The sequence below is a fragment of the Chryseobacterium sp. BGA-UO-ETr-SB22 genome, from assembly GCF_059567885.1.
The window spans coordinates 1,629,688-1,655,709 of the sequence record NZ_JCAQOV010000005.1 but is presented as its reverse complement, the minus strand read 5'-3'; the positions used below and the strand labels follow the sequence as shown (position 1 = coordinate 1,655,709).

Below are 26,022 nucleotides of genomic sequence, written 5' to 3'. Positions count from 1 at the left end.
ATCACTGAATAGCCTTTTTAGCAAATAAATCTTTATATCCCAATGCTTTCTTCTCGATCAGATGCCAGGAAATATATCCTAACAGAAGTGAGAGAGGTAGGGAAAATATCAGTAATGGAAGGGTATCCAGTTTATAAAAATACATCAGCGCCTGCTGTATGGGAAAAGAATAGATATAAATCCCGTAAGATGTATCGCCAATAGTGTCTCCAACTTTATTGAGATATCGGGTAGAACTTTTACCAATGAGAATAACCAGCAGTGGCAGGGTAATATAGCAGGTATATTTGAAAATATTTAAATATAGGCTGACAATAAGGACAATAAAGGAAAGTATAATGATGATGTTCTCCGTTCTTTTATTCTTGATATCCAGATATGTCAATACCATTCCTCCTGCAAAAAAGCACATCAGATTATAAAAGTGATTACTTCCCAATGCCATTTTCATAAACAGCCCGTGAAGAAAATAAGGTTGAAAAATACTTAAAATATAACTTGATATAAATAACAGAATTACAACAGTTTTCACAAAAGTTTTTTTCCGGATAAAGAACAGTAATGAGACCATGACATACATACTAAATTCATAGCAGATGGTCCATAAACTTCCATTAATACTGTTTTTATAGGGGTTGCTTTCGAAAACTCCATCAATCCCTTTCTGGCGGAAGAATAAAGTTAAGTTTTGAGGAATATAGGTGTACACAGATTTGTTCTGCAAATAAGGAACAGAGCTTTCATAAACGGCCGGAGCCAGCAGAACGGTAAGAAAAAGGACTACTATTAAAGCAGGAAAAAGTCTTAAAAGTCTTTTCCAGTAAAAATCAGAAAGACCTTTGCAGCGCAGCAGACTTTTAAAAATTAAATATCCGGATATAATAAAAAAACCATGAACTCCCAGGTATGAAAATTCCATCTGGCCATTGGTAAGCTGTGATAAAGGATCACCTTGGGGAGCTCCGGACAGAGCGTAGGAGTGGGTAATGATAACAAGACTTGCAAAAACCAGCCTTAGAAAGTCAAAATTATTACTCCTTGAAATCATATTCCTGAGTTATTTTTTTATCCTCATCCAGTCTTTCAATCAGTTTTTCAAGACCTTCAAATTTGATTTCCTCATGAAGAAAATCTCTGAAGCTTACCGTAATTTTTTCATCATAAATATCATCATCAAAATCAAGGATATAAACTTCTACGGTAAGTTTTTCCCCGTTTACTGTAGGATTGGTTCCAATACTCAGCATTCCTTTATATAGATTGCCTTTCACGAATACTTCTACTATATAGGCTCCTTTTTTTGGTAAAAGCTTGATCGCTTCTGTATCAATATTAGCGGTGGGATATCCAATGGTTCTCCCGATTTTCTTCCCATGAACTACCGTTCCTGAAACAGAGTAGGTGTATCCCAGCATTTCGTTGGCCTCCTTGATATTTCCTGTTAAAAGAGCATTACGTACTTTCGTAGAACTGATATTATTTTCGTGAATATTGATTGCTTCCATTTGTTCAACATCAAAATCAAGTTCCTTGGATAATTTTTGAAGAAGTTCAAAATTTCCACTTTTGTTTTTCCCGAAAGAATGGTCGTATCCTATAATAAGGTATTTAACGTTGAGCTTATCAATTAAAATCTGACGTACAAATTCTTCTCCGGTAAGGTTTCTGAATTCTTCATCAAACTCTTTCAGAAAAAGATTATCAACTCCATATTTCTCAACCAGCTGCTTTTTTTCTTCTAATGTATTCAGAAGTTTTAAATCTTCATTAGGATTAAAAACAAACCTTGGATGTGGCCAGAAAGTAAGGATGGCTGTTTCCAGATTGTTCTCTGTACCTACTTTAGTCAGTTCATCAATAATACTCTTGTGCCCGAGATGTACCCCGTCAAACATTCCTAAAGACAATGCTAAAGGCTTCTGTGAGGAATAATCTGTAAAATTCTTGAAAACTTTCAAAACGGAAAAATTTGACTGCAAATATAGAAATAATGTGCCAATGTATCAATATAACAATGATGTAATACCTATAACCTTACTATTGCAGCGCTGCTTCATTGTTTTATCCGTATATTACTAAAATAATCTATTCTCAAAAGCATGATAAAAATCTTTTTTTTACCAATTGCGGGTTTATGAAGAATCACTATATTTGCACCAAGAAAAAATTTAGCAATGGCAAACCAAATTAAAGGTAAAATTTCTCAAATTATTGGTCCGGTAATCGACGTTGTCTTCACAGATGTGGAAGCTGTTCCATCAATCTATGACGCGTTAGAAATTACAAAAGAAAACGGTGAAAAAGTAGTTTTAGAGGTAGAACAACATATTGGCGAAGATACAGTAAGATGTATCGCAATGGACGCTACTGACGGTCTTAAAAGAGGGCAGGACGTAATTGGATACGGAAATCCTATTATGATGCCAATCGGAGAGGCTGTAAACGGAAGACTATTCAACGTTGTTGGTGATGCTATCGACGGACTTCAAAATATTTCTAATGAAGGTGGTCTGCCAATTCACAGACCAGCTCCAAAATTTGATCAACTTTCAACTTCTGCAGAAGTTTTATTTACAGGTATTAAAGTAATCGACTTAGTTGAGCCTTACGCAAAAGGAGGTAAAATTGGTTTGTTCGGTGGTGCTGGTGTAGGTAAAACAGTATTGATCCAGGAGTTGATTAACAATATTGCAAAAGGACACGGAGGTCTTTCTGTTTTCGCCGGAGTAGGTGAAAGAACGAGAGAAGGAAATGACCTTTTAAGAGAGATGTTGGAATCAGGTATTATCAAGTATGGTGATGATTTCATGCACTCTATGGAAAACGGAGGTTGGGATCTTTCTAAAGTAGACTTAGAAGCTATGAAAGAATCTAAAGCTGCATTCGTTTTCGGACAGATGAACGAGCCGCCAGGTGCAAGAGCTAGAGTAGCACTTTCTGGTCTTACATTAGCTGAGTACTACAGAGACGGTGGAGAAAGCGGACAAGGTAGAGATGTACTTTTCTTCGTAGATAACATCTTCCGTTTTACACAGGCTGGTTCTGAGGTATCTGCACTTCTTGGTCGTATGCCATCAGCGGTAGGTTACCAACCAACTCTTGCTTCTGAAATGGGTGCGATGCAGGAAAGAATTACTTCAACTAAAAACGGTTCAATTACTTCAGTACAAGCGGTATACGTACCTGCGGATGACTTAACTGACCCGGCTCCTGCAACTACATTTGCTCACTTGGATGCAACTACGGTACTTGACAGAAAGATTGCCTCATTAGGTATTTACCCAGCGGTAGATCCATTAGCTTCTACTTCAAGAATCCTTGCTCCGGAAGTTATCGGTCAGGAACACTATGACTGTGCTCAAAGAGTAAAAGAAATTCTTCAAAGATACAAAGCTCTTCAGGATATCATCGCAATCCTTGGTATGGAAGAACTTTCTGAAGAAGATAAATCTGTTGTATACCGTGCAAGAAAAGTTCAGAGATTCTTATCTCAGCCTTTCCACGTAGCAGAACAGTTTACAGGTATTCCAGGATCATTAGTAGATATCAAAGATACAATCAAAGGATTTACGATGATTATGGATGGTGAATTAGATCACTTGCCAGAAGCTGCTTTCAACTTGAAAGGGACTATCGAAGAAGCTATCGAAGCAGGACAAAAAATGTTAGCTGAAAACGCTTAATAATTAGACATAAAGATAAAAGATACCAGACATGAGACTTTAAGGTTGTCTGAAATCTGAAATCTGAAATCTTCAAATCTAAATTAAAATGAATATAAAAATTTTAACACCAGAATACGTAGTTTTTGAAGGAGAAGTAGACTCAGTATTGTTGCCTGGAAAAAATGGTGAATTTCACATCATGAAAAACCACGCGGGAATTGTTTCTTCTTTGATCGGAGGTAATGTAAAGCTTTTTGCCAATTCTATTGATGAGGCTTTTGCTAAAAACTTTACCAAAGAAGCTGGAAAAGACTCTGTTTTTGCTTATGCTATCAAAAGCGGTGTTGTAGAATTTAATCATGATAAAGGAATTATCCTTTGTGAATAATTAAATGAAAAGCTAAATATATTTTCAAGAAAGTGTAACTTTGTGTTACACTTTTTTTATTTGTAAAAGTCTGATTGTATGAAGAGAGGCATAGCCATATTCTTTACAGTTCTGGGTGTTTTCCTCCATGCTCAGAATATCAAAACAAAGAGAGGAATTGTCAATCTGGACGGTATTCCAGTAGCGAAACTGTCTAACAAATCCAGCGAATATACGTTTATGGATCTGAAGGAGACCCCGATGTATACTATAAAATTCATTGATAAAAGTATCGTTGATTCTGTTCGCGACAGCTATATCAGTATTAATAGGGTATATAACAGGGACAAAACGATTGAAATTGATTATTCATCACCTTCCGCATTCTCTGGTGAAGAAAAGTCAGCCGTCTTTACTTCGGTTAAGGATCTTAAAATCATTGATAATAAAGGAATCAATGTGAAGAACCTTGATGAGATATTTTTAAATGTTCCCAAAAGAAAGCTGGACAGTAAAACCAAAGACGCTTATACTATCAGAAAGAAAATAGATAAGATGAATATTGAGGTCAATAAAGTAGGAGAGATCTTAAGTAATGGCGTTCCTGTAGGATATTTTACCAATCTGCCTGTAAGTTTCGGTTCAGAAGATACCATTATGGATAAAACATCTATAGATATTGAGATCTATGATGCCAAAAGTAAGCTTATCGGGAGATATATTACGACTACAAAGCAGCTAAAAACAGCAGGTGGAAAGTCTTTTACAATTTATAAGGAAATGTCAGGAAGAGCTTCTATCTTAAAATTCCCAACTTATAAAGCGCTTGCTGAACGAATGGCTATTATGGATCCTAATTTTATTAAAATACAGGAAAAAGTATCTGTGGGTACTGTATCAAAAGAAACTGCTAATTAATAATCTATCTGGAAGAAGGATACTTTTTTATCAATAGGAACGGGGCTTTAGCCAAAACTAATAAATAGAAACCCTGGAACTTATTAGGGTTTTACTATTTTTTATTTTTATCAGTAACTGAAGATTGTGCTAAGAGAGCTCCCAGGACTTTTTCGGTGTAATCAAATCTTTTCTGGAGATAAAGAACATTGTGATCTTTATTGTAAACTGTACTTAATCCATTTTTTTCAGCTATAAGCGTTATAGCATTATATATCTGATCCTCAAAAGGGACAATGAGATTTTTTCTAAGTATGCTAATTTCTCCATTAGTCCCAAATCTTTGCATGGTGATAATCTTAATATTTTTGTCCAGCTCTGCTATTTCTTTTCCGCGGAATTTTGCCTGCTCTTCAGTCAATAGAATTTTTTCGTTTTCAAAAGCTGATTTTTTCTTTTCATATTCAGACTGTAAACTCTGAAGTTCAGATTGCCACGTATCAATTTGTGCATTTAATCTTGCTTCAGCATTTTTGTAGGGAGGCATCTTTTCTAATATATATTGAAAGTCTACATATCCTGTCTTTTGTGCACTACTAAGACTAAAAAGAGGAAATAGTATAAATGTGAAGATCGATTTAAAATTTTTCATAGTGTTATTAATTTTTGTATTGATCTTAACAACGATAAATAGTATTAATTATTGTAATCTATTGATAATAAGTTTGTTTTGTGGAAAATATGTATTTTATGAACTATAATGTATCAATAGATATTTTAATTTTTAATCAAAAAGTGTGAGACTTTTACAGAATAGAAATGGGAATATCGTCCATAAAAAGCTTTATGGTTATAATGGTATAATTTGAATGTTTGAAAGATCAAAAAGAATTGACTTGCTTACATTTTTTACCCTTCAATGGAAAAACTCTGCTATATTGAAAATCCCTGAGAAAAAAATGAAAATTTTATAAACTTAAAATCACTCCATTTTCCTTCAATTGCTGGATCGGTTTTGAGAACCAGAATAGCTCAAAATCTTCAAAACTTTCTTCAAATTGAGTCTTAAGTTGTTGAATAGTAGGTTTTTTTGAATTTTCAATAGAATTATCCTCCAATACATTCATCAGCCATTCTGCCTTTTCCTGTTCCAGCTCAACCTTTACAATGTTGGTTTTTAAGTGGAATGTAAGTAATGTATACGTACCAGAATATTTCTTTTTATTTTTTACGCGATTCTCAGCGATTACATTTTTGGTCAGAAAGACAACTTTGGAGCTGGTCTTCAATTGAAACTGGCTATCTTCTAAAAGACAGTCATGAATGTAATCCGGATGAATAGTTGTTCTCGGAATTTTAAAATCAAACCACTCCTGAAGCGGCAGTTCAAAATTTACTCCATGCATATAATTGAACAAAGATTTTTTTAATCCGAAGCTGAATTTGTTATGATCAATTCCGGTTTTATCCTGAAAGTCTATATCGTTATTGGCGAAAAGAATTTCTTGTTTTACCGGAACTACTCCGAAATCTTCGGGGTTCATTCCAACAGGCGAATGGGCAGTCATAGCAAACTGATGCCAAAAACCACTTTGAAGAATTCCCATTTCAAACATCTGCCGAATCATTTCTAAAGAATCAACTGTTTCCTGAACGGTTTGGGTAGGGTAGCCATACATCAGATAAGCATGCACCATAACTCCGGCTTCTGTAAAATTTCTTGTTACATTGGCAACCTGTTCTACAGAAACTCCTTTGTCAATTAATTTCAACAATCGGTCACTGGCTACTTCAAGCCCTCCGGAAACAGCAACACATCCCGAAAGTTTCAGGAGGTAGCATAAATCACGGGTGAAGCTTTTTTCAAAACGGATATTCGTCCACCAGGTAACAACAAGATTTCTTCGGAGAATTTCCAAAGCAACTTCTCTCATCAGGGCAGGCGGCGCAGCTTCATCCACAAAATGGAATCCTGTTTCACCCGTTGTTTTGATCAGCTCTTCAATTCGGTCTACCAGGATTTTAGCAGAAATAGGTTCGTAGATTTTAATATAGTCTAGTGAAATATCACAGAACGTACATTTTCCCCAATAGCATCCATGAGCCATTGTGAGTTTATTCCATCTTCCGTCACTCCATAAACTGTGCATGGGATTGGCGATTTCGATAACGGAAATATATTGATCCAGTCTTAAGTCTGTGTAATCTGGAGTACCGATTTCAGCCTGTTTATAATCGTGTCTTTTAGAATTATTCTTATAAACAACTTCCTGATTTTCGAGGAGAAAAGTTCTTTTAAATTCACCTTCTCCATTGGAAATTTCTAAATTTTGGTAGAGAAGTTCAATAGGAAGTTCACCATCATCTAAGGTAATAAAATCAAAGAATTCAAAAACTCTCTGATCTTTAATTTCTCTTAGTTCGGTATTGGGAAAACCTCCACCCATCGCAATTTTAACTTGAGGATAATGCTTTTTGATCCATTGCGCACATTTGAAAGCAGAGTAAAGATTGCCTGGAAAAGGGATTGAAAAACAAACCAGTTTCGGCTGAACCGTTTCTATTTTTTCACGAAGAATTTTTAAAGTAAATTCATCAATAAATGTTGAATCTCCAGATAATTTTGAATATAATTCATCAAAAGAATTAGCACTTTTTCCGAGACGTTCTGCATATCTGCTGAAGCCAAAATCAGAATCAACGTTTTCAACAATATAATCTGAGATATCTTCTAAGTATAAGGTGGCCAAATGTTTGGCTTTATCCTGAAGACCCATATTTCCAAAAGCAAACTCCATATCATCCAGCTGGTTGAAGCGGGAAGCTTCGGGAAGGAAATTCATACTGCAGATCTGCCTTGCCAGTGTGGGTGTTTTATCCTGTAAAAATAGAATAACCTGATCTATGGTTTTGATATATTCTTCTCTTAAGGCATAGATTCTCTGAGAATTTTCAGAGGCATCCTGAAGATCAGTTTTTTTGCTGAAAACCTTCTGAATTCCGTCTTTTGAGAATAATTCCAAAATAACATCAATCCCCAAATCTACCTGATAACCGGAAATATTTTTGGTATTTAAAAATCCTTTAATATAAGCCGTTGCAGGATAAGGAGTATTAAGTTGAGTAAAAGGCGGAGTAATAAGAAGCAGGTCTTTCAACAGAAATTTTTTGCAAAGTTATTCTAAAGTTTTTTTAGAAAAAAATTTTTTCTCCTGATTATAGACAGTGATGAAAAGTCTTTAGAGTTCTGCTTTATGATAATCTGTTTCTATAGGATCTAATATTCTTATTTTATCATTTCTCAAGAATCCCAATTGGGATAATTGATGTATCAAAATAAGTTAGTTGGTTTCACAAACAAAGCATCCGGAGGGTTATTATTGATAAAACTTAAAAAAGAATCCTCATCAAAATATCCGTCTTCGTCAAGAATTTCGGGGCTCAGTAATCCAATTTCACTCGGTTTTTCAAGACTGATATTTTCGATAAACTTTCCGGTTTTTCCTGTTATTTCGTTATGAAAACTAATTAAATATCTGGAATATATATTTCCTTCAGCAACAGTATAATGTCCGTTTTCTGCAATAAGAGAAGTCATAATACTTCCACCGATGTACGTTTCATTATCATTGCCTGATGCTCCGAATAATACTTTGCTGGTAACATTTCCGGAACAGTAAAGTGAACCGTTGATGATAATATTTTCTGCCTGTATATTGCCTGTTGCAATGAGAACAATATAGTCTTCAACAAAAAGTGTTTTGGACAAATGAATATCATCTTCTATGAGAATGATTTTATAGCCTTCACCTTCTTCAGTAATCAATTCAAGAGAAGTAGTGTTTTCGTTCTCTATAAGGACAATCTCAGGAGCATCATCTTCATTATTAATGTGAAGTGAAGCATCTTTTATTTTATCTGCTGTCTCATCATCCAGCATTTCGAGAAACTCAGCAAGACTTTCTTCATCTAAAGAGCTTTCGTTGAAGAAATTGTTTTCCAGGGCTTCATGAGCTATGGTATATAGGTTTTCGGATTTTTCTTTAAGTCTGGTGTATAATTGATCTTTGGTGATTTTTTGTAATTCTTTCATCGGCTTTTAAACTAAATGCATTGATCTATTATAGGAGGGAATGCCCATCAATAGACCATTGCAATATAGTCAGATAAATTTTTTTATGCCAGAGAGACAGCCTTATTTTTTAATATTTTTCAAATCAGACAAAAAGATACGGATAAGTACTTTTTTAATTGATAATTTGATCTTATTTGTATCAAAAAAACAGTGTTATAAGCAGTAGTAAGACCTAAGCAGGCTTCACAGATGAGAATACTTTATGCGTGATTCAGATTTTTACGGTCTGTAATGACATTTAGAGTAACTCCCAGCAAAATAAGGGTAATTCCAATCAGTAAGTTGTTGGTAAACTTTTCATGGAATATCAATACACTGATCAGTACGGCAACTACCGGTTCAAGAGCGCCTAAAATAGATACAGGAGTAGATCCGATATATTTGATTGCATAGACAAGACAAAGGCTGGAGATCACTGTAGTGAGGAATGCAAAAATAAGGAAGTTAAGGAATATTTCTACTGAAGGAATTGCAAAAGATTCATTAGCTGCCACAGCTTTGCTCATAAAGAACGTAGATGTGAAAACCATAGAGTAGAAGGTAAGCTTAAATCCGGAAACCTTCATATTCGATTTGTTAACGATAACCATATACAGCGCATAGAACAATGAGCTGAGCATTACAATTCCCAGTCCTTTAAAATTAATTCCCAATCCGTTTCCTTTTAAGCATAAAACAATGACTCCGGTAAAAGCAAGCAGCAAAGAAACAACTGATAGTCTGGTAAGCCTTTCTTTGTAGAAGAAAAACATAATCAAGGCTACGATAACCGGATATATAAATAAGACGGTAGAAGCAATTCCGGCAGTAAGGAAATCATACCCTAAAAACAGAAACTCCGAAGAAAGGGCATAGCAGATCCCAAGTATGGCCAGGATTAACGCTTCTTTTTTATTGATTTTAAAACTCTCTTTGGAATACAGCAAATATCCTCCCACCATTAAGGCCGAAAAGAAAAATCTATAGAACAGAGTAATATCCAATGAAAAATGCGCCTGCTTGATAGGCAGAATAAAAATCGGAATCAGCCCATATGAAACAGCTGACAAAATCCCCAATGTGTAACCTCTAAGTTTCATGAGTTGTTATCGTTATTTAAACAAAAAACCACTGAATCAATCAGTGGTTTTTTTATTTTTATGAATTAAATCGGCTTAAAACTTAATCCTTGTTCCTGCAGTAATTTTTGTTCCTGCTCTTTATAGTAACCACTTACTAATTTATCATGAATTGCTTCAAATGCGGCCAGAGTTTCATTAATCTCAGCATCCGTATGGGAAGCGGTAGGAATTAATCTTAAAAGAATCATTCCCTTTGGAATCACTGGATATACCACCACAGAGGTGAAAATACCGTAATTCTCTCTTAAGTCTTTTACTAATAGAGTTGCTTCTACCGGAGTTCCCTGCATCATTACCGGAGTTACGCAAGTGTTGGTATCTCCAATATTGAATCCTCTTTCTGTAAGTCCGTTTTGTAGTTTGTAAACATTCTCCCAAAGTTTAGCTTTGATCTCAGGTTTTGATCTCAGTAGCTCTAATCTTTTTAATCCTCCGATTACCATCGGCATTGTAAGAGATTTTGCGAAGATTTGTGATCTAAGGTTGAATTTCAGATATCTGATGATTTCTTTGTCACCCGCAAGGAATGCTCCAAAACCAGCCATTGATTTAGCAAACGTAGAGAAGTATACATCAATCTGATCATTACAGTCCTGTTCTTCACCTACACCAGCACCTGTTTTACCAAGTGTCCCAAAACCATGCGCATCATCTACCAATAGTCTGAACTGGTATTTTGATTTAAGATCGCAGATTTCTTTGATTTTTCCCTGCTGGCCTCTCATTCCGAAAACACCTTCTGTAATAACAAGAATACCTCCTCCCGTTTCTTCAGCTACCTTAGTTGCTCTCTGAAGGTTTTTCTCAAGACTTGCCATATCGTTGTGTCTGTAGGTAAATCTTTTACCGGAATGAAGTCTTACTCCATCCACGATGCAGGCATGAGAATCCATATCATAAACAATAACGTCATTTCTGCTCACTAAAGCATCAATGGTAGAAACCATTCCCTGGTAACCGAAATTCAATAAGTATGCTGATTCTTTTTGTACGAAGTCTGCCAGTTCTCTTTCCAGCTGAAGATGCTGATCTGTTTCACCAGACATTGCTCTTGCTCCCATTGGATAGAACATTCCATATTCTGCAGCCGCTTTTGCATCCGCTTCTATTACTTCAGGATGATTACATAGTCCTAAATAGTCATTGGCACTCCAGAAAATTACTTCTCTACCCTGAAATTGCATTCTAGGGCCAATAGGTCCCTCTAATCTTGGGAAAATAAAATAGCCTTCACCATAATCTGCAAATTGTCCAAGTGGTCCTGGATTTTCTTTTATTCTTTCAAAAATATCCAACATTGTATCGTAATTTTTAAGTAAAAAGCCTTTTTTGTATAACACGCAAAAGGCTTTATTTGTATCGTGATTTTATTCGTTTTTTATTTGATAAACTCAGTTTTGAAAACTTCGTCATAATTGTGAACACAGTTGTTAACAAATCCCTGCTCGGCCATCCATTGATCACTGTATACTTTAGTGATGTATCTTGAACCGTGGTCAGGATATATTAAAACAACCATGTCATTTTCTGTCAGTTCATGAGACTGTGCATACTGCATCAGACCCTGTGTGACAGCTCCGGTAGTATAACCTCCCATAATGGCTTCTTTCAAAGCAATTTCTCGGGTTCTGTACGCCGACATTTCATCATTTACCCTTACAAACTCATCTACCTTGTCGAAAAGCAGGGCAGCAGGGATCAGGTTTTTACCCATTCCCTCAATCTGATAAGGATGTACATCTTCTTTGTGAATTTCTCCTGTCTCGTGATAGCTTTTAAGTATAGAGCCATCTGCATCTACTCCGATAATCTTGATATCAGGGTTTTTCTCTTTCAAAAACTTTGCTGAACCCGATAGCGTACCTCCGGTTCCGGTGCAGGCAAAAAGGTGAGTGATCTTACCTTCCGTCTGTTCCCAGATCTCGGGACCTGTAGTCTGATAGTGCGCATCAATATTCAGTTCGTTAAAATATTGATTGATGTAAATAGAATTGGGAGTTTCCTGGGCGATTCTTTTAGCTACTTCATAGTACGATCTTGGGTCATCCGCCGGTACATTGGCTGGGCATATATACACCGTAGCACCCAATGCTTTCAGATAAGCAATCTTCTCAGGTTTTGTTTTATCACTTACTGCAAGAATACATTTATATCCCTTAATGATACATACCATTGCGATAGAAAACCCAGTATTACCTGATGTAGTTTCTACAACTACAGAGTCTTCTTTTAAAAGGCCTTTTTTCTCTGCGTTCTCTATAATATGAAGTGCGATTCGGTCTTTGGTGGAATGTCCAGGATTATATGATTCTAACTTGGCGTAAACGGTTGCTGGAATATCTTTTGTAACAGTATTTAGCTTCACCATAGGAGTTTCTCCTATTAGGCCAAGAATATTATCGTAAACATTACTCATTATTTGTTATTTTCAATAAAAATCTGACTGCAAAAATACAAAAAAATAAATAATTACTAAACTTTTGTTTGATTTCTAGGGCTTAGTTTTATAAAACTTATTTTCTTATTTACAGTTTTGACAGGTCTATATTCGCAAATACTACGCCAAAATTTTTAAATTTTGTTAAAACCCGCATAAAATAAGATAAAAGCCTTATTTTCGCATAATTGATTTAATACTATGAAAAATTGGACTTTTAGGCAATGGAACACCGTTTTAGGATGGGTGATTTTCGTTATTGCTTTTTTCACGTACTTGTCCACCATAGAACCCAATTTCAGTTTTTGGGATTGTGGCGAGTACATTTCTTCTGCAGTAAAACTTGAAGTAACGCACGCTCCCGGAGCTGCTTTATTCCAGATAGTGGGTGCCGTGGCAGCCATTTTTGCATTAGGGAAAGGCGAAAATTATTCCATCGTGATCAACGCGATGTCTGCATTGTTCAGTGCGCTGACTATTTTATTTTTGTTCTGGACGATCACACACTTTGTGAGAAGACTTTTAAACAAAGATTTTGAAGAAATTACAAAACATCAGGAAATCTCTATTTTATTTGCAGGAGCAGTAGGAGCACTTTGCTTTACCTTCTCAGATACATTCTGGTTCTCTGCAGTAGAAGGAGAGGTTTACTCTATGGCTTCTATGTTTATTGCGCTTTTGGTCTGGTTAATCACCAAATGGGAAAATGAGTATAAAGCAGGAGACAGTGAAAGATGGATTATTCTTATTTTCTTCGTTTTAGGACTTTCTGTAGGTGTGCATATGATGGGTATGCTGGCAATCCCTGCAGTATGTCTGGTATATTATGCAAGAAACTACAAGTTTACCTGGAAAAACTTTATCTGGGCAAACCTTATTACACTGGGCATTTTGATTATTGTTTTCAAAATTATCTTCCCTTTAATTATGACGATGTTCGGAAGACTTGAGATTTTCTTCGTAAACGGTCTTGGACTTCCGTTCCACTCAGGAACAATTGTCGCTTTTGTTTTAATGGTAGCAATCTGCTATTTCTTAATCAAATATGCAAGAAAAGCAAAGAAAAACATCTACCAGACAGCAGCTTTATCTGTGGTTTTCATGATGATCGGATTCTCTTGCTGGATGGTTATTCCTATCAGAGCGAATGCTAACCCGCCGATGAACCTTAATGACCCTGATACTGCAATTGGTATGCTGGATTATTATAACAGAGAGCAGTATGGTGACTGGCCAACGATCTACGGACAGAATTATACAGCATTCCTTGATGCTAACGGAATTGAAAAGAATGAAGACGGAAGCTTTAAGACACAAAAAACCGGTGAGATCTACGAAAAAGACGAGAAAACCGGAACGTACAGAAAGACAGGAGACCGTTTCAACTATGTCTTCAGCAAATCTCAGGTAAGCTTAATGCCAAGAATGTTTAATGAGGATAAGGATGTAATGGCTAACTATATTTCAATGTATGGTGCCCCTGATTTTACATTCAATTACGGAAATGAAGATGTAGCAGACAATCCACAGGCTAAACAGATTTTTGACGAGCTGAGAGCGAAATATGAAGACAAGTCAATCACCGCTGCAGATTATCTGAAAGTAAAACCTTATAACCTTATCAATGTTCAGAAGCCTTCATTCCTTCAGAATATGGAGTATTTCATTTCTTTCCAGAACGGATATTACTTTGTAAGATATCTGATGTGGAACTATGTAGGAAGACAGAATGACCTTGAAGGAAACATGGAAAGCACAAAAGGAAACTGGATTTCGGGGATTCCTTTTATAGATAATGTAAACGTAGGAAATCAGGATAAAATGCCTGCTAAATTCAAGAATGAAAGTACGGTAAAATTCTTCTTCCTGCCATTAATTTTAGGTCTTATTGGATTCTTTTTCCAATTGAACAGAGACTTCGGAAGATTCTATGCATTGTTATCTTTATTTATTTTAACAAGTGTAGGGATTGTTTTCTATACAGGGGTAAAACCTTTTGAACCGAGAGAAAGAGATTATGCAATGGTAGGCTCATTCTACGCATTTGCGATCTGGATTGGTATGGGAGCAGGAGCCATTTTATGGTTCTTACAGTCTAAGATAAAATCAAACGGAGCTAATATTGCTCTAGGTGTGGTTTTATTAGGAGTTCCTTTTATGATGGGCTTCCAGAATTACAATGTGCATGACAGAAGCAACAGATATACCGCTTATGATTATGCGTATTCAGTTTTAAAATCTTTACCGAAAAACGATATCCTTTTCGTTTATGGAGATAATGATACTTACCCGGTTTGGGCGATTCAGGAAACAGAAAGATTCAGAGATGATGTGAAGGTAGTGAACTTTACCCTTGCTTCAACACCTTGGAATCTTGATCAGATAAAAAGAAGAACGTACAACGCTATGGGAATCCCTAGTGAGCTGACCCATGAAGATTACAGAGATGGTGTAAATGATCAGATCTATATGATGAAGAAAGAAGATTGGGAAGGTGTTTTCTCTATGCTGAAAGAGCAGGGAGCTCCTGAAACAGAATTCCAGTCTTTCAGAAAGTATCTTACTCAGGATTCTTTAACCTTGAAAGAAGCGATCAATTTCATAAAAGTAAAATCTCCTGAAAAAGATGAATTATTGAAAATGTACTTCGGAGAAGAGAAATTCGAAAAATACAATATCCTTCCTGTAAACAAATTTATTCTTCCTGTGAACAAGGAAAATGCTTTAAAAGCGGGAATCATCAACAAAGAAGACCTTCCGAATGTAGCCAATCAGATTATGATTACTTACAAAGGAAATACATTGTATAAGAATAACCTTATTTTGATGGATCTTTTAGCGAACTTCGACTGGAAGCGTCCAATCAACTTCTCATCAGGAGGGATCTATGACAGTGAAAATATTTTCTATCTGAACGATTATCTTCAGTTTGACGGATTCAGTTACAGATTAATCCCTATCCAAACGCCTCCGACGGCTGATGGAGATATGGGAAGAGTAGATACGAATTCTCTTTATAATGTAGTGAAAAACTTCAGATGGGGGAACTTCAAAAACTTAAATGCTCACTTTGATGAAACGGCTACTTCCAATATCATCAGCTACAGAATGTCAGCAAGCAGAGCTGCATCAGCACTTGCATTGAGCGGACAGAAGGCTAAAGCATTAGAAATTCTGGATCTTGCAGCAAAAGAAATTCCTGCTGAGAAATATAACGATCCTCGTTCATTAAGCTCAATTGTATCAGGATACATTATTGCAGGCCAGGAACAGAAAGGTCTTCAGATTGCTGAGGTTCTTAAAAAAGGAATCTTTGAAGAATACGATTATTACTTAAGCCTTTCCAAAGCAGATCAAAGCTACCTGAGAAGACAGATGAGAACAAAACCTATGGAATATTCTCTTGTAGTAGCTGCGGTAACTGATGCTTACACGAAGATTGGCCAGAAAGAAAAAGCATATGCTTATCTGGTAAAATCCATAGAGCCGATTGATAAGAAGTTCAATGTATTTGTAAAAGATCTTCAGGAAATGGGCAAAGAGAAGGCGATGAAAGAGTCTGAAAATGTACAGCAGATTACGCCATTCTATCAGTATTTATTTGATGTCATGGAACCTTATGATTCCACTTATTCAAAAGAAAAAGAAAATCAGATTACTACTGCGATTATCAAAGCAACTAAATAAAATACTTAAAACGGGACTTCGGTCCCGTTTTTTTATTATTGGGATTCCTGAATATTAAGGCTATATTTGTGAAAGTAAAAATACATAATGTCCAAAACACAAAATAGCAAATTCCCAATCTATGCCGTAATTGTTACGGTTCTTTTTAAACTTCTTTTTTTACTGACACACTATATTCAGGAGGATGCATTTATTACCTGGAGGGTAGCTCAGAATCTACTGGATTATGGAGTAATTGGATTCAATGGAGATGCTAAAATTTCTGCATCTACCACCCACTTGTATGTTTTTGTATCTTACCTTTTCAATCTTGTTTTTGGCAAAGAAAACTTTATTGAACCTCTTTTGATTTTTAATTCTATACTGTTTACCATAGGAACTTTACTGCTTTCCCATTTGGTTCTTAAAAACCCGTGGCATAAAGCAGTCTTTATATTTTTGATCGGTATTTTACCACCAGCCATTAAAATTTCAATCCTTGGAATGGAGTATGGTATCCTGTTTTTCTTGGAAATGGCATTGCTGTATTATGGTTTCCATAAAGGAAAAAAATGGGTCCTGACACTTCTTCCGGTGTTAATTATGTTTACCAGAATTGATACCGTGATATTCCTGGGAATTGTATTTCTTGTAGATCTTTTCTGGAACAGAAAAATCAGATGGAATTATATTTTTGGAGGCATTCTGGGGGTTTTATCAACGGTTGCTTTCAACTGGTTTTACTTTGGCGAATTGGTTAATAATACCATTACAGCGAAAAAACTTCTTTACAGCGAGAACTTTACGATCCAGCAGCATATCGGCTACTTTTTCAAGAGTTTTGGAAACTTTTGGGGAATGCTGAAACTTCCGGGAGATTTTAATCCTGTGACGGTTGTGGTGTTGATTTTTGAACTGCTTTGCTTTATTTATCTGATCAGACAAAGAGAGAAGAGAAACTATTTTTTATGGATGATCTTTATCTTTGGATGGACAAAACAGATGGTTTTTATTTCTCAAAAGAGCTTGTTTGACTGGTATTATTGGGTACCGCAGCTTTTGCTTTTCGTTCCGATTATTATTTTCGTGTTGGAGCAAAAAGAGAAGAGAAACCTGTGGTTGTCATTACTTATTGTATTTTATATTTTCCCGATGTTGGTTTTCCAGACCGTTCACTGTATTGCAACAGGAAATGGAGAGTGGAACTACCGCAGAACAATTGGAACCTTTTTAAACCAATATGAAAAAGACAAAAATCAATGGATCTTATTAGAACCGGCTGGTTATGTACCTTACTTTTCAGGATTAAAAACAATTGATGAGGTTGGATTGGTAGATAAACAGATTCAGGAGGAGATTAAAAAGGATAAAGTAAATTACTGGATCAATACTGTAAAGACCAGAAAACCTAAATACCTTCTTTCTTACCAAAATCTATATGAAGGGAACAATGCAAATTCCTTATATTATCAAACCCATTATAAACTTTTGAAGGAATTCAGAGTGAAAGATCATCTGAAAAGTGACAATAAGATTTTAGAGAAAATTTATAACCTGAAACCTTCCGGAACAGACTATAATTTGTACATTAGGGTTGATTAAAAGATTGAAATATTTAAGCATTTAAAGATTTAAAAGATAAAAAAACCTTAACTCTTTTACTCTCAAACTTAAAACCTGCAACCTATAACCTAATCCCTAAAAAAATGAAATACTGTGCTTTTCTCCGTGGTGTCAACGTAAAAGGAACCAATATGAAAATGGCTGATGTCTGCCAGGTTTTTAAAGATGCTGGTATGAAAGACGTGAACTCAATATTAGCTTCCGGAAATATTGTATTTTCTTCAGATAAAAGTGTGGGAGATTTAAAAACAATTCTGGAAAAAGCGATGTCAGAACATTTTTCTTATGAAGCTTTTCTGTTTGTGAAATCTCAGGCAGAGACAGAGGTTTTCTGGAACAGTATTCCTTTTGAAAAGAATGAAAATTTCCATATTTATAGTTTTGTCGGAATTCCGGGCGTGGAAAAAGTGTTGATGGAAGAGTTTCAAAAAGCGGCCCAAGCAGCAGATGAAAAGGCGGAAATTATCAATGATATATTTTATTGGCAGGTTCCAAAAGGAAATACCTTAGATTCTACCTTTGGAAAGGTTTTAGGAAAGAAAAGCCTTAAAGATCAGTTCACCAGCAGAAATGTGAATACATTTGAGAAAATCTTGAAAAAGATGAACTAAATCTACAGAATCTGCTCTACATGTCAGCTTTACTATTTTTTCCATATTGTAGGTTTTAGCTAAAGTCGATTGATTTTGGTTTTTATTAAACGGGCTAAAGCTCGTTCCTATTGATTTTTTTAATCTGTAAACAGTAGAGTTGTCCACAAATTACATAGGTTCTTTGTTTTATAAATGATAGAATAAAAACGTAAAGTTTGTCATTCCGAAGGAATCTCGACATAGTATAAAAATCAGAGGCTGGATTCCTTCGGAATGACAGGGATACTGCTGAGGTAAGAGTTTCTATACAAAAATAGGCATTCGTTTTTCCAGTTTTTGGTTAAAGGCTAAACCCATCCGTAAATAATTTCCAAATCTGAAACTTTCTCAGTATTTTTACTGAACTTTTTAATTACAACAAAATGATTCAGTATTTAGATAATATTTCGCACAAAGATTCAAAAAACTTTTTCCTTATTGCCGGACCTTGTATTATTGAAGGGGAAGATATGGCATTGAGAATTGCTGAAAAAGTAATCAACATTACAGATAAATATAATATTCCCTATATTTTCAAAGGAAGTTTTAAAAAGGCAAACAGAAGCCGTGTAGATTCTTTCACAACCATTGGGGAAGAAAAATCTCTTGAAATCCTTAAAAAAGTAGGAGAGACGTTTAATATTCCTACCACAACGGATATTCATGAAAATGAGCATGCAGCGTTGGCAGCACAATATGTAGATGTTCTGCAGATTCCGGCATTCCTTGTACGTCAGACTGATTTATTAATTGCAGCCGCTAAAACAGGAAAATGTGTGTCTTTGAAAAAAGGGCAGTTCCTTTCACCGGAAGCAATGAAGTTTGCGGTTCAGAAGGTGACGGATTCTGATAATCCGAAGGTAGCCATCATTGAAAGAGGAAATTCTTTTGGATATACAGATCTGATCGTAGATTATAGAGGAATTCCTACTATGAGAGAATATGCTCCTGTGATTTTGGATGTTACACACTCGTTACAACAGCCTAACCAAAGCTCCGGGGTTACAGGAGGAAGACCAGACCTTATTGAAACCGTTGCCAAAGCAGGAATTGCTGTAGGTGCAGATGGAATTTTCATTGAAACACATCCTACACCGGAAACCGCATTGTCTGATGGTGCCAACATGTTAAGATTAGATTTATTAGAAGATTTGTTACAAAAATTGACAAGAATTAGAGAATCGATTTTGTAATTGTTAAAAAAACATTAATTTTAGAAATTCTAAAACATTTCTTTTGAAAAAACTAGTTTTACCGCTAAGCCTTATGGTCCCGTTTCTGATTTTCTCCCAACAAAGAAAAAAAGATACAGCGACCACTAGAGTGACCGATATAGAGGAAGTTATCTTCCAGAAAAAAGCAACAGGAAGAACAAACGACCTTACCAATGTGAGAATTTCAGCAAAAGAAGCGAAAGCAGTAGCTTCTATCAACGGTGGAATTGAAGGATTGCTTAAAACACTTCCTTCCGTAAACTCCAATACCGAGCTGTCTTCCCAATATATGGTTCGTGGTGGAAACTATGATGAAAACCTTATCTACATCAATGATATTGAGATCTACAGACCTTTCCTGATCAGAAACTCACAGCAGGAAGGGATGAGTATCATCAATCCGGATATGGTTTCTGCAGTCAATTTTTCTGCAGGAGGATTTGAAGCTAAATATGGAGATAAAATGTCTTCAGCTTTAAATATCTATTACCGTGAACCTGAAAAATTTGAAGTTTCAGGAGAGGCTAGTTTAATTGGAGGCAGACTGACAACAGGTCTGGCTTCAAAAAATAAAAAATTTACAGCCTTATTTTCCGGTAGATACAGAAATACCAATCTTGTTCTTAATACCTTAAAGGAAGATACAGACTTCAACCCAACCTATTGGGATTTTCAGTCTTATCTGAACTATCATGTTAATGATAAATTAACTTTATCATTCATTGGATATTATTCCAAGAATGATTACGAGATGATTCCTAAGCAGAAGAGTGTTACTTTCGGAAGCCTTCAGCAGCCTATTACAGTAAATATAGGGTATGGAGGTAAAGAAAATGACCAGTATAAAAATATGATGGGTACATTCTCCATGAACTATAAGCCAACAGACAAATGGAAGCTTACCTTGGATGCCTTTGCTTATCAGAACAGGGAAAAAGAATATTACACCATACAGTCGGCATATGAACTGCAGACATTTGATCCCAAAACACAGGAGCCGGTGGCTTCTTTTGACCTTGGTGGACAGATAGAGCATGCAAGAAACGACTTATTTGTAAGAACATACGGAACCCAGTTCAGAGCCAAATTTTCTCCTAATGTAAATACCGACTTTGAAGTTGGATTCAAATATGAGAAAGAAAATCTGAAGGATTTTACCAACGAATGGAAATTGGTAGATTCTGCAGGATACAGCATTCCAAGACCGGAAGTGATTGATCCGAGAACCGGAACTACCGGAGATCTTAAACTTGCTTACTATATTGCAGGACAAAATAATATTGAGCCTACAAGACTTTCAGCTTATGCACAGTATTCGCAGAAATTCTACTGGGGAGCCAGCAAAGTATTTGTGAATGCCGGAGTACGTGTTGCCAACTGGAGCTTCAATAAAGAAACTATCTTTTCGCCAAGAGTCCAGTTTGCTATAAAGCCGGATTGGGACAACGATATGTTGTTTAAGCTATCAGGAGGAATCTATTATCAGGCTCCTTTCTATAAAGAGATTAAAGACCTGGATGGTAATTTCAACTCAAATATTAAGTCACAGCGCTCTATACAGTTGATTCTTGCCAATGATTACGAGTTCGAAATGTATGACAGACCATTTAAGCTTACTACAGAACTTTACTATAAAAAAATGGATAACCTGATTCCGTATTATATGGATAATGTAAGGATCCGTTATTCCGGACAGAATAATTCCAAAGGATATGCTTATGGTATTGATACAAGATTATTTGGTGAATTCGTTCCCGGTGTAGATTCATGGTTATCTGCAAGTTATGCAAGGGTGTACGAAAATATTGACGGAAGAGGAGATATTCCAAGACCTACTGATCAGAGATTAAGATTTGCTATGTTTTATCAGGATTATATGCCAAGCTTCCCATCTATGCGTGTAAATCTTACTTTGGTGTATGCCATGGGATTACCAACAGGAGCTCCAGTATTGTTTGATAGTAACGGCCAGCCGGACTTTACAGCAGCCTACAACTATCAGAAGACTCTTCCTTCTTATAAGAGAGTAGATTTAGGATTGACAAAAGTATTCATAGATCCAAAAGAAAAAAATAAGAGATCCGGTTTCTGGGGTAATTTTGAAGAGCTGACGTTAGGAGTTCAGGTTTTCAACGCATTTAACATCAATAATACAATTGCAAACCAATGGATTACAGATTATAATACCAATAATATGTATCCGGTTCCGGTACGTCTTACAGGACGTTTCTTTAATGTAAAATTAGAATTCAGACTGTAAAAATAAAAGGATGAGGTTAATTTTTAACCTTCCAACGATAAAATTGTTCAATCCGCGAGATTCGTGGAGATGAATTAAAATATAAAAAGCTTTCGATTGTGTCGGAAGCTTTTTTATTTTCCCGAATTTTATAACAATATTACCTAATTTTATAACAATGATATCATAGATATTTTTAATTTTGTCTTGTCAATGAAAAAGATTCTTGCCATATTGTTTTCTATTTTCTACTTTGGGTTTTCTTCCGGAGCAGCTTTTAGCATTCATTATTGTATGAAAGAATTTGTTTCTGTAAGCCAGAAAACAGATGATATCTGTGCTAAATGCGGCGTTAAAGACAAAAAAGGATGCTGTAAAACAGAGATCAAAGTAGTAAAAGTAGATGATTCTCAGAAATCAGATTTGCTTAAAATTGATTTTTTAGGCCAGATTTCAGAAATTCCTGTGAAACATCAGTTTGCTGTTATCGATAAGTCTTTTTCAGTAAGCAAGTATACTCAAATCCAGATCAATGCACCGCCTGAATTCCGGCCGGTACCTATCTACGTCAATCATTGTAATTTTAGAATTTAGAATTCGTCTGTCGTTTTCTGTATCATCTTGGATACGGTTACGGGCGACATGTCCTGACGCATTTTCCTGATGCGTTGCCCATTATTCTTTATTAAAAATTAATTCTAAAATTTAAAACAATGAAAAAATATATCATCACAGCAGCCTTTTCTTTATTCTCAATTATCTCACTATCAGCGCAGTCTAAAAAGGATGTTCAGGTTTCTAAACTATATCAGAACTACATCGCAATCAAATCAGCGTTAGCTTCAGATGATGCTGACAAAACTTCAAAAGCCGCAACGGAATTTATTAAAACAGCTTCAACTATTGATTATAAAATGGTTTCAGAAGGTAATCTTAATGTTCTTAGAAAAGATGCTTCTGTTATTTCCGAAGCACGAAATGTTGCTGCACAAAGAGAAACTTTTCTCAATCTTTCTGATAATATGATTGCTTTGACCAAACAGTTCAAACTTTCTGAAAAACCAGTCTATGTACAATATTGCCCAATGGCAGATGGCAGCTGGTTGAGCGATGAAAAACAGATTGCCAACCCATACTACGGGAAGTCTATGCTTTCATGTGGAAGCGTAAAGTCAGAGATTAAATAATTAGTCTATTATTCTTAAAAACAATAAGTTGTATGGCTTAAGTTGTAATTAACTTTAAGTTATACAACTTCTAAAAACTTTGAAATATTATGAAAAAACTGATAATGTTTCTGGTGCTTTTATTCTCTGTTTTTACTTTCGCACAAACTACAAAAACGTATTATACCTGTCCGATGCACGCTGAAGTGGTATCCTCAAAACCTGGAGACTGCCCGAAATGTGGAATGACTCTGGTTAAAAAAACTGTCGTTGTAAAACCGGAAGCGAAACCTGCAGTTAAAACAGAAACAAAAGCAAAACCTGCAGAAACACAAATAAATAAGGCAAATAAATCAAAAGTAATAAAGCCTTCTGTTCAACCAGAGAAAAAAGCGGCATTACCAGCTAAAACTTCGGTCTTATCTCAAAATAAAGCTGCTTACACATGCCCGATGCATCCTGAAATAGTTTCGGATAAGCCGGGAAAATGTTCTAAATGCGGGATGGATCTGGTAGAAAAAGAAGATCATTCCCATACTCAGGCTGAAAATCCAAAAGAGGAAAAATCTATTTTAAAACGTAATTCCGAAAACGGAAGAATTACTTTCGGTGGAAAAAGAGTTCGTTATGATCTGTATGTAAAAGATACCATTGTCAATTTCACCGGAAAAAACAGGAGAGCAATTGCGATCAATGGGAAACTTCAGGCTCCGACTTTATATTTTACGGAAGGAGATACCGCCGAAATTTACCTGCACAATATGCTTAAGGAAAAAACAGGATTGCACTGGCACGGAGTAATTCTTCCGAATGAGCAAGATGGAGTTCCATTCCTTACCACAAAACCGGTAATGCCGGGAGAAACCCACTTATACAAATTCAGAGTTTCTCAAAACGGAACGTATTGGTATCATTCTCATGAAGCCCTTCAGGAGCAGATAGGAATGAATGGAATTCTGGTTTTCAAGAAAAGAGAAGGTGAGCCAAAAACCGAATACAATGCTGAGATTCCGGTATTGCTGGGAGATTGGAGTGATGATGACCCGATGCAGATTGCAAGAAGGCTTCATATGGCCAATACAGACTGGTATGCTGTAAAGAAGAATGCTGTACAGAGTTATTGGGAAGCTATCAAGTCCGGAAACTTTGGAACGAAAGCATTGAATGAGTGGAAAAGGATGGAAGCAATGGATGTAAGTGATGTCTATTATGATAAATTCCTGATCAACGGGGCTCCAAGTTCAGATTATTCTAATGTAAAACCCGGCGATAAAGTAAGATTAAGAGTGGCCAACGGAGGTTCATCTACCTATTTCTGGCTGAATTACGGAGGTGGAAAAATAAAAGTAGTCGGAAATGATGGTAATGATGTAGTTCCGATAGAAGTTGACCGTTTGATTGTCGGGGTTTCCGAAACTTATGATATTGAAGTCACGATTCCTGAAAATAAAAGCTTTGAATTCAGAGCCACTTCAGAAGACAGAATAGGACATGCTTCTCTTTGGCTGGGTTCAGGTGAAAAGGTAGAAGCACCCAATCTTCCAAGGCTGATGCTTTTTGAAGGCATGAAAATGATGAATGGGATGATGGAAATGAGCGGAAATATGAAGCCCATGACAATGACGATGGGAAATCAGATGATGGATATGAATGAAGTGATGTACCCGGAATTGTCTGAAAATCAAAGAAAAACGACAGCGAAGCATATCAATGAGATGATGGGAGTGAAGACGAAAGAAGATAAGAAAGAAGATCATTCTCAACACTCAGGAATGGATATGGGAGAAGAAAAAACCATTAAAAGATTGTCTTACAATATTTTAAAATCTCCTGAAAAAACTATTCTTCCTACAGACAGCATTCGTGAAATGAAGTTTACACTGGAAGGAAATATGAACCATTATCTGTGGACGCTGGATAATAAAACCGTAACGGAAACAGATAAGATTCTGATTAAAAAGGGAGAAATTCTTAGAATTAAAATGTATAATAATTCTATGATGCGCCACCCGATGCACCTTCACGGTCATGATTTCAGATTAATCAATTCAAAAGGAGAATATTCTCCATTGAAAAACGTGGTAGATATCATGCCGATGGAAACCGTAACGATAGAATTTGCAGCGAATCAGGATGGCGACTGGTTTTTCCACTGCCATATCTTGTACCATATGATGGCGGGGATGGGAAGAGTCTTCAGCTATGAAAATTCTAAACCCAATCCACAGCTTCCAAACAGAAAACTCGCATGGAAAAATTTTATACAGGATAATAAAATGACCAGTTCTATGGCGATGCTGGATGTGGCAAGTAATAAGATTCATGCAGAAACGATGACAATGTTCGGACCGAGATGGGCTAACCTTAATGAGTTTCATTCCAACTGGAATTTTGACCATTTTGAAGGAAGTGCAAAAGTAGGACGATTTTTAGGGAAATTCCAGTGGGCGCTTTCCTATGCAGGAGTAAGAGTTCAAAAAAATCATGAGATCATGGAAAGACAGATGGCAGAAGAAATGGGGACGGATTTTCATGGTAAAAAGACCTGGTTTGGGCAGCAGAAGGCTTCAAAAAACAAATTTGCATTCATGGTGGGTATGCAGTATGTGCTTCCCATGTTGATTACAGCTGATGCAAGTGTAGATCAAAACGGAAAAGTATTATTAGAACTGAGCCGTGAGGATATTCCGCTTTCCAGAAGATTGAGAGGTAACTTCAGTGTCAATTCAGACGGTGAATTCTCAACAGGAATGAGGTATATTCTTCAAAAATGGTTATCCGTTTCCGGAAACTATGATAATGAAATGGGCTGGGGTGCAGGTGTTACTTTAACGTACTAATAAGCAGTAGAATCTTTATA

Annotated in this window: 19 protein-coding genes; 11 read left to right on the top strand and 8 right to left on the bottom strand. The window is 36.0% G+C overall.

The features are described from left to right. Position 1: 1 nt before the first annotated feature. Positions 2-1,048 (bottom strand): acyltransferase family protein, encoded by a 1,047-nt coding sequence (locus AC57AW_RS14795; protein WP_496352508.1) that lies wholly within the window; start codon positions 1,046-1,048, stop codon positions 2-4. Further along, positions 1,032-1,958 carry a bifunctional riboflavin kinase/FAD synthetase gene (locus tag AC57AW_RS14790; RefSeq protein WP_496352507.1) on the bottom strand — a complete coding sequence of 309 codons (927 nt, stop codon included), beginning with the start codon at positions 1,956-1,958 and terminating at the stop codon, positions 1,032-1,034. Before AC57AW_RS14790 ends, AC57AW_RS14795 begins: the two co-directional genes overlap by 17 nt. 216 nt (positions 1,959-2,174) lie before the next feature. Here AC57AW_RS14790 and atpD point away from each other — a divergent pair, with 216 nt between their 5' ends. The 3 genes from atpD to AC57AW_RS14775 all read left to right on the top strand — a co-directional run bounded on the left by atpD (position 2,175) and on the right by AC57AW_RS14775 (position 4,950). Beyond that, positions 2,175-3,683 carry a F0F1 ATP synthase subunit beta gene (atpD, locus tag AC57AW_RS14785; RefSeq protein WP_318845638.1) on the top strand — a complete coding sequence of 503 codons (1,509 nt, stop codon included), beginning with the start codon at positions 2,175-2,177 and terminating at the stop codon, positions 3,681-3,683. Positions 3,684-3,771: 88 nt separating this feature from the next. Beyond that, positions 3,772-4,053 (top strand): FoF1 ATP synthase subunit delta/epsilon, encoded by a 282-nt coding sequence (locus AC57AW_RS14780; RefSeq protein WP_077417074.1) that lies wholly within the window; start codon positions 3,772-3,774, stop codon positions 4,051-4,053. Between the two features lie 78 nt (positions 4,054-4,131). Then, positions 4,132-4,950 (top strand): hypothetical protein, encoded by an 819-nt coding sequence (locus AC57AW_RS14775; RefSeq protein WP_496352506.1) that lies wholly within the window; start codon positions 4,132-4,134, stop codon positions 4,948-4,950. Positions 4,951-5,044: 94 nt separating this feature from the next. Here AC57AW_RS14775 and AC57AW_RS14770 read toward each other — a convergent pair whose 3' ends face one another. From AC57AW_RS14770 to AC57AW_RS14745, 6 genes are all read right to left on the bottom strand, one after another. Further along, positions 5,045-5,581, bottom strand: coding sequence for an OmpH/Skp family outer membrane protein (locus tag AC57AW_RS14770; protein WP_496352505.1), 537 nt, complete (start codon positions 5,579-5,581; stop codon positions 5,045-5,047). A 316-nt stretch (positions 5,582-5,897) separates the two neighbouring features. Continuing rightward, a complete protein-coding gene (locus tag AC57AW_RS14765) occupies positions 5,898-8,087 on the bottom strand; it encodes a B12-binding domain-containing radical SAM protein (RefSeq protein WP_496352504.1) in 2,190 nt (729 codons plus the stop codon). 173 nt (positions 8,088-8,260) lie between these two features. Beyond that, entirely contained in the window at positions 8,261-9,022 is a 762-nt protein-coding gene (locus AC57AW_RS14760) for a hypothetical protein (protein WP_496352503.1), read from the bottom strand. Between the two features lie 242 nt (positions 9,023-9,264). Next, positions 9,265-10,143, bottom strand: a complete 879-nt coding sequence (locus AC57AW_RS14755) for a DMT family transporter (RefSeq protein WP_496352502.1) — start codon at positions 10,141-10,143, stop codon at positions 9,265-9,267. Positions 10,144-10,208: 65 nt separating this feature from the next. Continuing rightward, positions 10,209-11,480, bottom strand: a complete 1,272-nt coding sequence (locus AC57AW_RS14750; protein WP_496353887.1) for an aminotransferase class I/II-fold pyridoxal phosphate-dependent enzyme — start codon at positions 11,478-11,480, stop codon at positions 10,209-10,211. A gap of 83 nt (positions 11,481-11,563) precedes the next feature. Beyond that, positions 11,564-12,601, bottom strand: coding sequence for a PLP-dependent cysteine synthase family protein (locus tag AC57AW_RS14745; RefSeq protein ID WP_318845643.1), 1,038 nt, complete (start codon positions 12,599-12,601; stop codon positions 11,564-11,566). A 222-nt stretch (positions 12,602-12,823) separates the two neighbouring features. On the opposite strand from AC57AW_RS14745, the gene AC57AW_RS14740 reads away from it, so the two are divergent. The 8 genes from AC57AW_RS14740 (at position 12,824) to AC57AW_RS14705 (ending at position 26,002) form a co-directional block, all read left to right on the top strand. Continuing rightward, a complete protein-coding gene (locus tag AC57AW_RS14740; protein WP_496352501.1) occupies positions 12,824-16,309 on the top strand; it encodes a glycosyltransferase family 117 protein in 3,486 nt (1,161 codons plus the stop codon). A gap of 87 nt (positions 16,310-16,396) precedes the next feature. Continuing rightward, the gene (locus AC57AW_RS14735) at positions 16,397-17,890 is read left to right on the top strand and encodes a DUF8728 domain-containing protein (RefSeq protein ID WP_496352500.1); all 1,494 of its coding nucleotides are present in this window, start codon (positions 16,397-16,399) and stop codon (positions 17,888-17,890) included. A 104-nt stretch (positions 17,891-17,994) separates the two neighbouring features. After that, positions 17,995-18,522, top strand: coding sequence for a DUF1697 domain-containing protein (locus AC57AW_RS14730; protein WP_496352499.1), 528 nt, complete (start codon positions 17,995-17,997; stop codon positions 18,520-18,522). A gap of 404 nt (positions 18,523-18,926) precedes the next feature. Then, positions 18,927-19,736, top strand: coding sequence for a 3-deoxy-8-phosphooctulonate synthase (gene kdsA / locus AC57AW_RS14725; protein ID WP_318845647.1), 810 nt, complete (start codon positions 18,927-18,929; stop codon positions 19,734-19,736). Between the two features lie 43 nt (positions 19,737-19,779). Beyond that, positions 19,780-22,017 carry a TonB-dependent receptor plug domain-containing protein gene (locus AC57AW_RS14720; RefSeq protein WP_318845648.1) on the top strand — a complete coding sequence of 746 codons (2,238 nt, stop codon included), beginning with the start codon at positions 19,780-19,782 and terminating at the stop codon, positions 22,015-22,017. 192 nt (positions 22,018-22,209) lie between these two features. Then, entirely contained in the window at positions 22,210-22,590 is a 381-nt protein-coding gene (locus AC57AW_RS14715) for an HYC_CC_PP family protein (protein ID WP_496352498.1), read from the top strand. A 119-nt stretch (positions 22,591-22,709) separates the two neighbouring features. Beyond that, complete coding sequence (locus AC57AW_RS14710; RefSeq protein WP_496352497.1) at positions 22,710-23,183, top strand: DUF3347 domain-containing protein; 474 nt, start codon at positions 22,710-22,712, stop codon at positions 23,181-23,183. Positions 23,184-23,272: 89 nt separating this feature from the next. After that, entirely contained in the window at positions 23,273-26,002 is a 2,730-nt protein-coding gene (locus AC57AW_RS14705; protein ID WP_496352496.1) for a multicopper oxidase domain-containing protein, read from the top strand. The last annotated feature ends 20 nt before the right edge of the window (positions 26,003-26,022 follow it).